This window comes from Streptomyces sp. NBC_00775, from assembly GCF_036347135.1.
Taxonomy (GTDB): Bacteria; Actinomycetota; Actinomycetes; order Streptomycetales; family Streptomycetaceae; genus Streptomyces; species Streptomyces lutosisoli.
Genome location: NZ_CP108938.1, coordinates 4,623,213 through 4,635,200 on the forward strand (window position 1 = coordinate 4,623,213; position 11,988 = coordinate 4,635,200).

12 protein-coding genes are annotated in these 11,988 nt (G+C 69.8%); 7 read left to right on the forward strand and 5 right to left on the reverse strand.

Annotation, left to right across the window (positions count from 1 at the left end):
• Positions 1 to 52 precede the first annotated feature (52 nt).
• Positions 53 to 1,177 carry a DNA integrity scanning diadenylate cyclase DisA gene (disA, locus tag OIC96_RS20590; RefSeq protein WP_330306439.1) on the forward strand — a complete coding sequence of 375 codons (1,125 nt, stop codon included), beginning with the start codon at positions 53 to 55 and terminating at the stop codon, positions 1,175 to 1,177.
• A 186-nt stretch (positions 1,178 to 1,363) separates the two neighbouring features.
• Here the strand turns inward: disA and OIC96_RS20595 are convergent, their stop codons facing one another.
• Entirely contained in the window at positions 1,364 to 2,173 is an 810-nt protein-coding gene (locus OIC96_RS20595; RefSeq protein WP_330306438.1) for a hypothetical protein, read from the reverse strand.
• Positions 2,174 to 2,486: 313 nt separating this feature from the next.
• Between OIC96_RS20595 and OIC96_RS20600 the strand changes: the two genes are divergently transcribed.
• From OIC96_RS20600 to cseC, 5 genes are all read left to right on the forward strand, one after another.
• The gene (locus tag OIC96_RS20600; protein WP_330306437.1) at positions 2,487 to 3,395 is read left to right on the forward strand and encodes an A/G-specific adenine glycosylase; all 909 of its coding nucleotides are present in this window, start codon (positions 2,487 to 2,489) and stop codon (positions 3,393 to 3,395) included.
• A 298-nt stretch (positions 3,396 to 3,693) separates the two neighbouring features.
• Positions 3,694 to 4,245, forward strand: coding sequence for a SigE family RNA polymerase sigma factor (locus OIC96_RS20605; protein WP_327430645.1), 552 nt, complete (start codon positions 3,694 to 3,696; stop codon positions 4,243 to 4,245).
• A complete protein-coding gene (locus OIC96_RS20610; protein ID WP_330306436.1) occupies positions 4,233 to 4,880 on the forward strand; it encodes a hypothetical protein in 648 nt (215 codons plus the stop codon). Before OIC96_RS20605 ends, OIC96_RS20610 begins: the two co-directional genes overlap by 13 nt.
• Before the next feature lie 19 nt (positions 4,881 to 4,899).
• Positions 4,900 to 5,607 (forward strand): two-component system response regulator CseB, encoded by a 708-nt coding sequence (gene cseB / locus OIC96_RS20615; protein WP_330306435.1) that lies wholly within the window; start codon positions 4,900 to 4,902, stop codon positions 5,605 to 5,607.
• Positions 5,608 to 5,615: 8 nt separating this feature from the next.
• Positions 5,616 to 7,049 (forward strand): two-component system sensor histidine kinase CseC, encoded by a 1,434-nt coding sequence (gene cseC, locus OIC96_RS20620; RefSeq protein ID WP_330306434.1) that lies wholly within the window; start codon positions 5,616 to 5,618, stop codon positions 7,047 to 7,049.
• Between the two features lie 27 nt (positions 7,050 to 7,076).
• Here cseC and OIC96_RS20625 read toward each other — a convergent pair whose 3' ends face one another.
• The 3 genes from OIC96_RS20625 to OIC96_RS20635 all read right to left on the reverse strand — a co-directional run bounded on the left by OIC96_RS20625 (position 7,077) and on the right by OIC96_RS20635 (position 9,968).
• On the reverse strand, positions 7,077 to 7,514 hold the full coding sequence (locus OIC96_RS20625; RefSeq protein ID WP_330306433.1) for a VOC family protein: 438 nt from the start codon (positions 7,512 to 7,514) through the stop codon (positions 7,077 to 7,079).
• Positions 7,515 to 7,588: 74 nt separating this feature from the next.
• On the reverse strand, positions 7,589 to 8,014 hold the full coding sequence (locus OIC96_RS20630) for a helix-turn-helix transcriptional regulator (RefSeq protein ID WP_330310229.1): 426 nt from the start codon (positions 8,012 to 8,014) through the stop codon (positions 7,589 to 7,591).
• A 328-nt stretch (positions 8,015 to 8,342) separates the two neighbouring features.
• Positions 8,343 to 9,968 (reverse strand): MDR family MFS transporter, encoded by a 1,626-nt coding sequence (locus OIC96_RS20635; protein WP_330306432.1) that lies wholly within the window; start codon positions 9,966 to 9,968, stop codon positions 8,343 to 8,345.
• 182 nt (positions 9,969 to 10,150) lie between these two features.
• Between OIC96_RS20635 and OIC96_RS20640 the strand changes: the two genes are divergently transcribed.
• Positions 10,151 to 10,747, forward strand: a complete 597-nt coding sequence (locus tag OIC96_RS20640) for a TetR/AcrR family transcriptional regulator (protein WP_330306431.1) — start codon at positions 10,151 to 10,153, stop codon at positions 10,745 to 10,747.
• A gap of 29 nt (positions 10,748 to 10,776) precedes the next feature.
• Here OIC96_RS20640 and OIC96_RS20645 read toward each other — a convergent pair whose 3' ends face one another.
• Entirely contained in the window at positions 10,777 to 11,484 is a 708-nt protein-coding gene (locus OIC96_RS20645) for a M23 family metallopeptidase (protein WP_330306430.1), read from the reverse strand.
• Positions 11,485 to 11,988 lie beyond the last annotated feature (504 nt).

Genomic DNA, 11,988 nt, shown 5'->3' on the forward strand with positions numbered 1-11,988 from the left:
GCCCGTCCGTACGAACAGAGGGCGACCGGAAACCTGCGACCGGAGGAGTGCAGTGGCAGCCAACGACCGGGCAGCAGCTCCCGGAAAATCCGGTGGGAGCTCCGGTGCCGATGGCCTGATGCGCGCCTCACTGAGCGCCGTGGCACCAGGCACAGCCCTGCGCGACGGGCTCGAGCGTATTCTCCGCGGCAACACCGGCGGACTCATCGTGCTCGGCTGGGACAAGACCGTCGAGTCGATGTGCACCGGCGGTTTCGTGCTGGACGTCGAGTTCACCGCGACCCGCCTGCGCGAGCTGTGCAAGCTCGACGGCGGCATCGTCATCGACAAGGACATCACCAAGATCCTGCGCGCGGGCGTGCAGCTGGTGCCCGACCCCACGATCCCCACCGAGGAGACCGGCACCCGGCACCGCACCGCGGACCGGGTGAGCAAGCAGGTCAGCTTCCCGGTCGTCTCGGTCTCCCAGTCGATGCGCCTGATCGCCCTGTACGTCGACGGTCAGCGCCGCGTCCTGGAGGACTCGGCGGCGATCCTCTCCCGCGCCAACCAGGCCCTCGCGACCCTGGAGCGCTACAAACTCCGCCTCGACGAGGTCGCGGGAACGTTGTCAGCGCTGGAGATCGAGGACCTCGTCACCGTCCGCGACGTCTCGGCTGTCGCCCAGCGCCTGGAGATGGTGCGGCGCATCGCCACCGAGATCGCCGAGTACGTAGTCGAACTGGGCACCGACGGGCGTCTTCTCGCCCTCCAGCTGGACGAGTTGATCGCCGGCGTCGAGCCCGAGCGCGAACTCGTCGTACGGGACTACGTGCCCGAGCCGACCGCCAAGCGCTCCCGCACGGTCGACGAGGCCCTCTCCGAGCTGGACGCGCTCAGCCACGCGGAGCTCCTCGAACTCTCCACCGTGGCACGGGCGCTGGGCTACACCGGCTCCCCCGAGGCGCTGGACTCCGCCGTCTCCCCGCGCGGCTTCCGCCTCCTCGCCAAGGTGCCGCGCCTGCCCGGCGCGATCATCGACCGCCTTGTGGAGCACTTCGGCGGACTGCAGAAGCTGCTCGCCGCCAGCGTGGACGACCTGCAGGCGGTCGACGGGGTGGGCGAGGCGCGGGCGCGCAGTGTCCGCGAGGGGCTGTCGCGGCTGGCGGAGTCGTCGATTCTGGAGCGGTACGTCTAGCGCCTACGGCTGGGCGAGTAAACGGACGGCTGGGCGAGCAGAGGGGCGGCCGGGCGAAGAGCAGCGGGGCGGGGAACGGGGGACCCAGGGCGCGAGTCCCGCGCCCTCGCCTTGACTCTCGCCCTCGCCCCGAAACTCTCGCCCTCGCCCCGACCAGTGCTTCAGCCCTGGTCCTGTTCCAGTGCTTCAGTCCTTGGAGAGCACGAACGACGTCTGGGCCTTCGCCAGCCCCGGTGCGGTCGCCTCCACCAAGTACGTGCCCGCGGACGCCGAACCCGCCGGAGGCGTGGCGCACTCGGGGGCGCTGCCCTTGCGGTCCCACTCCACCGTGTGGGTCACCTGCCCGCCGGCCGGCACCCGGAAGAGGAGGCCGGCGGCGCTCTTCGGGCAGTCGTCCGACGCCCAGATTCCGGTGTCGCTCGTTGCCTGAGTGATCGTCAGTACCGCGCTCTTCGGGCCGAGATCGACCTTGCAGTCGCCGGCGGAGGAGTTCTTGGCGACGAGCTCGAACGTGGGTGTCTCGCCGGGGGCGTACGTGTTGTGCGCGCTGCGCAGGGTCAACTTCACGCCACCGGCGGTGCAGTTGGGGAGACCGGACCCGGCGGGAAGCTGCTCGCCCGAGCCGCCGCCGCCCTTGGATCCGTCGTCGGACCCACCGGTGGAGGAGCTGCCGCTGCCGCTGGAGTCCCCGGAACCGGACCCGGATCCGTCGCCGGTCCCGCTTCCTCCGCTGCCGGCGCTGCCGCTCGACTCGTCGCGGCCGCCCGGGTGTTGGCTGATCGCGGGACCGGAGCCGGAGGGACCGGGCGTGATGGTCGAGGGCGCGGGATTCTTGCCGTTGGACTCACCGGCGTTGTTCCTGTCGCCTCCGCCGCCGGAGCCGACCACCCACACGATGAGCAGCGCCAACAGAGCGACCATGGACAGCAGAACGGCCCTCCGACGCCAGTAGATGGTGGAGGGAAGCGGCCCGACCGGATTGCGCAGAGATCCCACGGCGCAAACTGTACGAGAGATCCGCCCCGGCGCTCGCCCCACCCGCCGCCCCGACATCAACTTTTCCGGATCATCATCCCGGCCACAGCCCGTTGTTCACCGCCGGGACTTGTGTGTCGGCTGCGGGCCGGGGGCGATGGGGCGCAGCCCCGAGCCTTCAGGGGCGCGGGGAACTGCGCGAGCAACCCCCACCCACTCGCAGTCAAAGAACCGGCCCCTGGGGTCTGGGGCGGAGCCCCAGGAACGGGATGGGACGGGCCGGGGCGGCGGGGGCGAAAGAAAAACCCACCCCCACGTGGCAGGATCGACCCTGATGACTGCACCCACCGAGTCCACCCAAACCACCCCCGGCGAGACCCTGCACACCCCCGTCATCGCCTGGTTCGACGCACACGCCCGCGACCTCCCCTGGCGCCACGAGGAGGCCGGCCCCTGGGGAGTGATGGTCAGCGAGTTCATGCTCCAGCAGACCCCGGTGAACCGCGTACTGCCCGTGTACGAGCAGTGGCTGACCCGCTGGCCCCGCCCCGCCGACCTGGCGAAGGAGGCCCCGGGCGAAGCCGTCCGCGCCTGGGGAAGGCTCGGCTACCCGCGGCGCGCCCTGCGCCTGCACGGCGCCGCGGTGGCCATAACGGAACGGCACGGCGGCGACGTACCGTCGGAGCACGCGCAGCTGCTCGCGCTGCCCGGCATCGGGGAGTACACGGCGGCCGCGGTCGCGTCGTTCGCGTACGGGCAGCGGCACGCGGTGCTCGACACGAATGTCCGGCGCGTCTTCGCCCGGGCCGTCACCGGGGTGCGGTACCCGCCGAACGCCACCACCGCCGCCGAGCGCAAACTCGCCCGCGCCCTGCTCCCCGAGAGCGAGCGCACGGCCTCCCGCTGGGCCGCCGCCTCGATGGAGCTCGGCGCGCTCGTCTGCACGGCGAAGAACGAGACCTGCCACAGCTGCCCGATCGCCGGGCAGTGTGCGTGGCGGCTGGCGGGCAAGCCGGAGCACGAGGGCCCGCCCCGGCGCGGACAGACGTACGCGGGTACGGACCGCCAGGTCCGCGGCAAGCTCCTCGCCGTACTCAGGGAAGCGGTCACCGCGGTCCCGCAGGCGGCGCTGGACCGTGTATGGGACGAACCGGTACAGCGTGCCCGCGCGCTCGACGGTCTCGTCGCCGACGGACTCGTCGAACCGCTCCCGGGTGGCCTGTATCGCCTGCCGCTGACATAACCCCCGGTATCGCCCCTGACATCGCCGCCAACACAGCCGTCACACAGCAGTTGGTGCGGCAGGTGACACAACTGGCCCGGCAAAACAGGGTTTAACGGGACGCACCATCCCCTCGCCTTACCCCGAACGCACATCCGTTACACAACCGACGGACAGCCGAGTGCTCGTCGCAGGCTGTCTCGGACAACCCCGTGACAACGCCTCCGTAGCTTCATTTGCGTACCGCAGACAACGCGGCGCAGAGGTAACGGACAACCGGCAGCAGGCAGGTCGGAAACGGGGATGGAGGCGGTTGATCATGGCGCACGGCGAGGTGCTCGAATTCGAGGAGTACGTCCGCACCCGGCAGGACGCGCTGCTGCGCAGTGCCCGCCGCCTGGTCCCCGACCCGGTCGATGCCCAGGACCTGCTGCAGACCGCGCTCGTACGGACGTACGGCCGCTGGGACGGCATCGCGGACAAGCGGCTGGCCGACGCCTACCTGCGCCGCGTGATGATCAATACGCGTACCGAGTGGTGGCGGGCCCGGAAGCTGGAGGAGGTTCCGACCGAGCAGCTGCCGGACGCGTCCGTCGACGACTCCACCGAGCAGCACGCGGACCGGGCGCTCCTTATGGACATCATGAAGGTTCTCGCTCCCAAGCAGCGCAGCGTCGTGGTGCTGCGACACTGGGAGCAGATGTCCACCGAGGAGACGGCCGCCGCGCTTGGCATGTCGGCCGGAACGGTCAAGAGCACGCTGCACCGGGCGCTGGCCCGGCTCCGCGAGGAGCTGGAGAGCCGGGACTACGACGAGCGCGGCGCCCGCGCGCTCGAACCGGGTGAGGAGCGGGAGCGTTGCGCGGCCTAGGAATTCGGGCCAGAGGGGTCCTGAAGGCGGGGAGTACGGCAGCGGCCGTGCTCGCCGCCCTCGGCCTTTTCCTGACCGCCTGCGCCACGGGCGGTACGGGTGCCCGCGACGAGGGTCCGGCGGGCAGTGACGCGGTGGCCAAGGGCGCCGCCACGCCCACCGCCTCCGCCTCGCCCAGCAGGACACCCCAGCGGGTGGACGCGGTCCAGCTCGTCAAGGACGACCCGGAGGTCAGCGCGTCGGTCAAGCGCGATCTGAAGCCGTGTGTCGCCGACGAGTACCCGGTCGACGTGTCGTACGGGGATCTGACCGGGGGGTCGGCGGACGACATCGTGGTCAACGTGATGACCTGCGGCGATGCCGTGGGCGTCGGTTCGTACGTGTACCGCGAGCAGGACGGCAGGTACCAGAACGTCTTCAAGGCCGAGGAGCCTCCGGTCTACGCCGAGATCGACCGGGGCGACCTGGTGGTCACCCAGCAGCTGTACAAGAAGGGCGACCCTGTGTCGTATCCCTCCAGCGAAGAAGTGATCACCTACGGCTGGTCCGCGACCCGATTCACCGAGGACTCGCGGATCCACAACGAGTACAGCAACGCGGTGGGCGGCGCCGACACGCCCGCCCCCTCGAACTGAGAGCAGACGGAGCAGCCGCATGGCAGAGCAGACCCACGTCCTGTTCGTCGAGGACGACGACGTCATCCGCGAGGCCACGCAACTCGCCCTGGAGCGCGACGGCTTCGCGGTCACCGCCATGCCCGACGGACTGTCCGGCCTGGAGGCGTTCCGCGCGGACCGCCCCGACATCGCCCTGCTGGATGTCATGGTGCCCGGCCTCGACGGTGTCTCCCTGTGCCGCCGCATCCGTGACGAGTCGACCGTCCCCGTGATCATGCTGTCGGCCCGCGCCGACTCGATCGACGTCGTGCTGGGCCTGGAGGCGGGCGCCGACGACTATGTGACCAAGCCCTTCGACGGTGCCGTCCTGGTCGCCCGCATCCGTGCGGTGCTGCGCCGCTTCGGGCACGCGAACGGCGGCCAGGGCGCGGCGGGCGACGGCCCCGCCTCGATGGACGGCGGCGTGCTCGCCTTCGGCGACCTGGAGATCGACACCGAGGGCATGGAGGTCCTCAAGGGCGGTACGCCGGTGGCGCTGACGCCCACCGAGATGCGGCTGCTCCTGGAGTTCTCCTCCGCGCCGGGTACGGTGCTGAGCCGCGACAAGCTGCTCGAACGTGTGTGGGACTACGGCTGGGGCGGGGACACCCGCGTCGTCGACGTGCATGTGCAGCGGCTGCGTACGAAGATCGGCCAGGACCGGATCGAGACGGTCCGCGGCTTCGGCTACAAGTTGAAGGCCTGAGCAGGGGTATGCGGGGGATTTTTCAGCGTCGGGGTTCGATGAGTCCGGGCGGCGGCGGGAGACGGGGCCGAGGTGCGGGACCGGGCGGCGGTACGGGACCGGGCCTGGGCGGCGGCAGCGGCGCGGCCGGTGGCCCGTTCGGAGCCGGGGGCATCCGTACGGGCATCAGGTGGAAGCTCAGCGCCGCGATCGCGCTGGTCGGCGCGCTCGTGGCGGTCGCGCTGAGCCTGGTCGTGCACAACGCGGCCCGCGTCTCGATGCTCGACAACTCACGCGATCTGGCGGACGAGCGCATCCAGCTCGCGGAGCGCATGTACGGGCCCGGCCGGCCGCCCCCCTTCGGAGCCAAGATCGACGACCCGGCCATCCCGGCCGACCTGTTGGCGAAGGTCTCGGAGGGACGGCGGGCCACCTATGTGTCCGACGGCCCGAACGGGGTGCCCGACATCTGGGCCGCCGTGCCGCTCAGGGACGGCCGGGTGCTGTCCTGGCACGAGCGGTTCACGGACCGCAACGCCGACGTCATGAAGGACCTCGACCAGGCCCTCGTCATCGGCTCCATCGCGGTCGTCTTCGGCGGCAGCGCGCTCGGCGTGCTCATCGGCGGCCAGCTGTCGCGCCGGCTGCGCAAGGCCGCCGCCGCCGCGAACCAGGTCGCCAAGGGCGAGACCGACGTACGGGTACGGGACGCGATCGGCGGTGTCGTCCGCGACGAGACCGACGACCTCGCGCGTGCCGTGGACGCCATGGCGGACGCGCTCCAGCAGCGCATCGAGGCCGAGCGCCGGGTGACGGCGGACATCGCGCACGAGCTGCGTACGCCGGTGACCGGGTTGCTGACGGCGGCGGAACTGCTGCCGCCCGGCCGCCCCACCGAACTCGTCCGGGACCGGGCGCAGGCCATGCGCACCCTCGTCGAGGACGTCCTGGAGGTCGCCCGGCTCGACGGCGCGTCCGAACGGGCCGAGCTGCAGGACATCCTGCTCGGCGAGTTCGTGTCGCGGCGGGTGGCAGCCAAGGACCCGGACGTCGAGGTGCGGGTGGTGCACGAGTCGGAGGTCACGACGGACCCGCGCCGTCTGGAGCGCGTCCTGTTCAACCTCCTCGCGAACGCCTCCCGGCACGGCAAACCGCCCATCGAGGTCACCGTCGAGGGCCGGGTCATCCGCGTCCGCGACCACGGTCCCGGCTTCCCGGAGGCGCTGCTCGCCGAGGGCCCGAGCCGCTTCCGCACCGGCAGCACCGACCGCGCGGGCCACGGCCACGGCCTGGGCCTCACCATCGCCGCGGGCCAGGCCCGGGTGCTGGGCGCCCGGCTGACCTTCCGCAACGTACGGCCCGCGGGCGCACCGGACGGCGTACCCGCCGAGGGCGCGGTGGCGGTGCTGTGGCTGCCGGAGCACGCGCCGACGGACACGGGAAGCTATCCGATGCTGCCCTAGTCCCCTTCGGGTCCCAGCTGTCGGGTGCTAGCCGTCGAAGTCCTTCGAGAAGTCGAGTTCGTCGCTGCGCTCGGTGAGTGAGTACCAGTTGCCGTTGTCGTCGCGGAAGATCGCCTCGACGCCGTACGGCCGCTCCTTGGGTTCCTGGAGGAACTCCACGCCGCGCGCCTTGAACGTCTCGTAGTCCCCGCGGCAGTTGTCCGTACGGAACGCGCCGGCGCCCAGCGCGCCCTTGCCGACCAGCTTCTTGAGCGCCTCCGCGGACTCGGGGTCGAGCCCCGGCCCGTCCAGGCTCATCAGGGCCAGCTCCACATCCGGCTGGTCCTTGGCGCCCACAGTGATCCACCGCATGTCGCCCATGGCCAGGTCGTCGTGCACCTCGAAGTCGAGCTTCTCGGTGAAGAAGGCTTTGGTGCGCTCCTGGTCGAACGTCCAGACGGTGGTGATGCCCAGGCCCTTGATCATCGCTCTGCTCTCCTGTGCGGGGTGGGATTCGCTGTGGTTTCGCTTCCTGTTCGTCACGGTAGGCGCGGGGCTGCTCAGCGTGCTTCTCCAGAGTTGCGGTCCTCGGCGGCTGTGGACCTGTGCCTGAATCCCCCGGCCCACAACATCGCGTAACACCCCGGTATGAGCGCGGCCCCCTGCCCCACATGCTTGGCCCGGTACGCGCTCGGTGTCAGCCCTGTCCACGTCTTGAAGCTCGCCGAGAACGTGCCGAGGCTGCTGAACCCGACCAGGTTGCAGATCTCCGTCACCGACAGATTCGCGCTGCGCAGCATCTCCTCCGCCCGCTCGATACGACGGTGCGTCAGATACTGTCCGGGCGTCTCGCCGTACGCCGCCTTGAAAGCCCGTATGAAGTGATACCGCGAGTACCCGGCATGCGCCGCCACCACATCAAGATCGAGCCCGGGCTCGGCCCAGTCCCGATCCATCGCATCCTTGGCAAGCCGCAACTGCCGCATCTTGTCCACGATTCGATGCTGCCACGGGGGGGGTCCTTCGCCCCCGCCGCCCCTACCCGTCCCATCCCCAGGGGCTCCGCCCCTTCGACCCCGTTCGGTTGTGTGTCGGGTGCGGGTGGGTGGGGGCTGGCCCAAAAGATCGCGCAGTTCCCCGCGCCCCTTTTAGGGGCGCGGGGAACTGCGCAATCTTTTAGCGGGGGTCTGGGGGCGCAGCCCCCAGGGATGGGACGGGTAGGGGCGGCGGGGGCGAAAACCCAGGAGAAGGCCCCCGGGGCGGACAACGCCGGGGGCCTTCAGACCAGGAGGATCAGAGGTCAGAGGTAAGAGGTCAGACCGCCTCGGCCACGGTCGCCGTGGCCGCAGAGTCCCGCACCGCACCCTCGTCGGCCTCAGCCGCAGGCGCCCCCGCTCCCTTCAGCGGAACCTCCTTCACGAACACCGCGGCGACCAGCGCGACCACAGCCACGACAGACCCCAGCAGGAACGCGGAGTGCGTACCGGAGGACACCGCGAACTGGTAGGCCTCCCGCGCCGGAGCCGGCAGCTTCGCCAGACTCGCCGCGTCGAGCTGCGCGGACTGCTCGGTGATCTTGGACCCGAGTGCCCCGGCCCGCTCGGTCATGACGTCCTGCACCCGGTGGTTGAACAGCGCACCCATGATGGCGACACCGAAGGAGGAGCCCAGGGTCCGGAAGAGCGTGGTCGACGAGGACGCGACGCCCATGTCCTTCATCTCGACGCTGTTCTGCGCGACCAGCATGGTGATCTGCATCAGGCAGCCCATGCCGGCGCCGAGTACCGCCATGTACAGCCCGGACGTGAGACGGGTGGTCCCGGTGTCCATCTGCGCGAGCAGGAAGAGTCCCACGATCATCAGCACACTGCCGACGAGCGGAAAGACCTTGTAGCGACCGCTGTTGGTGGTGACCCGGCCCGCGACCATCGAGACGGCGAGCATCGCGCCGAGCATCGGCAGGAGCAGCAGCCCGGAGTTGGTGGCGGACGCGCCCTGCACGGACTGCTGGTAGAGCGGCAGGAAGAGCACGGCGCCGAACATCACGAAACCGGTGATGAAGCCGATGACCGACATCAGCGTGAAGTTGCGGCTGCGGAAGATGTGCAGCGGCATGATCGGCGCGGCGGCCTTGGTCTGCCAGAAGACGAAGCCCACGAGCGAGGCGACGCCGATCCCGATCAGCTCCATGATCCGGGCGGAGCCCCAGGCGTACTCGGTGCCGCCCCAGGTGGTGACCAGCACGATCGAGGAGATGCCGAGGGTCAGCAGACCGGCACCCAGGTAGTCGATGGTGCCCTGCTTCCGCTTCTTCGGCAGGTGCAGTACGGCACTGACGGCGAGCAGCGCGACGACGCCGAGCGGCAGGTTGATGTAGAAGGACCAGCGCCAGCCCCAGTGGTCGGTGATGGTGCCGCCGACCAGCGGTCCAAGGATCATGGCGAACGCCATCACGCCGGCCATCATGCCCTGGTACTTGCCGCGCTCGCGGGGCGGAATGAGGTCACCGATGATCGCCATGACACCGACCATCAGACCACCGGCGCCGAGGCCCTGGATGGCGCGGAAGCCGATGAGCTGGCCCATGTCCTGGGCCATGCCGCTGAGCGCGGAGCCGATCAGGAAGAGCACGATCGAGGTCATGAAGGCGCCCTTGCGCCCGTACATGTCGCCGAGCTTGCCCCAGATGGGGGTGGAGGCGGCGGTGGCGAGCGTGTACCCGGTGACGACCCACGACAGGTGTTCGAGGCCGCCCAGTTCGCCGACGATCGTCGGCATCGCCGTGCCCACGATCATGTTGTCGAGCATCGCCAGCAGCATCGCGATCATGAGCGCGAGCAGCACGACCCGTACGCTGCGCGGCTGCTCCCCGCCTGGTTGCCCGCCCTGGTCTCCGGCCTGTTTTCCGGCCTGTATGGCCGCTTCGGTGCTGTCCGCCATCGTTCCCACTCCCCTAGGTACCGCTCAGGTACAGCTGTCGCCGCCGGCTACTTACTTGCCGCCCGGCAAGTTGACTACACTCAGGGAAACTAGACCCGCAACTAGCCGGGCGTCAAGTAAGTTTAAGTGGTTTCACTAGCCGGGCGACAGGTAAGTTTTCAGGGAGCGCAAGGAGTACGAGGATGGGCGGCACCATGGACGGCACCAAGCGACAGCGCCGCGGGGACACCCGCCAGCGCATCCAGGACGTGGCCCTCGAACTCTTCTCCGAGCAGGGCTACGAGAAGACCTCGCTGCGCGAGATCGCCGAGCACCTCGACGTCACGAAGGCGGCGCTCTACTACCACTTCAAGACCAAGGAAGACATCCTGATCAGCCTCTTCCAGGACCTGTCCAGGCCCATGGACGAGCTGATCGAGTGGGGCAGGCAGCAGCCGCGCACGCTGGCGACGAAGCAGGAGATCCTGCACCGTTACAGCGAGGCCCTCGCCGACGCGGCCCCGCTCTTCCGCTTCATGCAGGAGAACCAGGCGACCGTACGCGAGCTGCGCACGGGCGAGGACTTCAAGGACCGCATGATCCGGATGATCGACCTGCTCAAGGAGCCGGACGCCGATCTGAAGGACCAGGTCCGCTGCATCAGCGCGCTCTTCTCGATGCACGCCGGGATGTTCGTCCTCAAGGACGTCGAAGGCGACCCCGAGGACAAGCGCAAGGCGGTCCTGGAGGTCGCGATCGACTTGGTGACACAGGCGCACGGCGGCGCCACCGCGCCCTGAGCGGGGCGGGACGGAGCGGAGCGGAACGGTTAGACCGTCACGCCCTTGGTGCGCAGGAAGGCGACCGGGTCGATGGCGGACCCGTAGTTCGCGGTCGTACGGATCTCGAAGTGCAGGTGCGGCCCGCTGGAGTTGCCGGTGTTGCCGGAGAGCGCGATGTGCTGGCCGGTGGCGACGATCTGGCCGACCTTCACGTCGATGCGCGACAGGTGGGCGTACTGCGAGTAGGTCCCGTTGCCGTGCTTGATGACGATGGCGTTGCCGTACGCGGGACCGTCACCGGCGCCGTTGCCGCCGGTCTTGACGACGGTGCCGCCGTGCGCGGCGACGACCTCGGTGCCGCTGGGCACGGCGAAGTCCTGCCCGGAGTGGGTGGACTGCCACATGCTGCCGGCCTGGTTGAAGCTGGCGGACAGGGTGTACTTCTTCACCGGGTCGACCCAGGAGGCGGCCTTCGCGGCGGCGGCCTTCGCGGCGGTCGCGGCGGCGGCCTTAGCGGCGGCGGCCTTGGCGGCGGCCGCGGTCTTCGCCGTGGCGGCGGCCTTGGCCTGGGCGGCGGCCTGCGTCTGCACGGCGTTCGCCGCCGTGACGGTTCCGGTGCTGACGAGGCTGGTCTCGGCGGCGCCCGCGACCCCGGCGCCCAGCACGACCGAGGCACCCAGCCCGACGGCCAGGACGGCCGCCCCTGTGCGGATACGGGACATGCGGGAGTGACGGGACGTGACGCGCTTCGACATGGGGACCTCGCGGAGACGGGGACAAGGACACAAACACCACCCGGCGCACAACCGGCCACCGGATGGGGTCCCTCTTGGTAACCCGCGACCCCACAGACCCCCAAACCGCCCATCTACGACCTTTAGTAGTACTTAACCCCCACAACTTGGCGATCCTTGACAGCGCGGACATCCCGTACGGGGGCCTTCCGGATTTCTCCTGTCAAATGACGTTTAGCCCCACTTAGAGGCGTCGCGCCCCACCGAAAAACTCCGTGTCCCCCAGGGCACACCCTGATGCGCAACCCGCCCTCCGGGTTCCAGGCCAAAGGTCCTTTTTGCCCGTTCTTGTCTTTCCACTATTCGCCCTAGTAACGGACAAATCGCCTGTGCGTCATGTCACCGGGCGGCAAGATCCAGGATCCCTGGAATGTGACGGCGGCTACACCACACCGCCCAGCCCCGGCCCCGTGAACCGCACCCCGGCCGACTGTCTCAACATCGTTCGCGGGTGCCTCAACACCC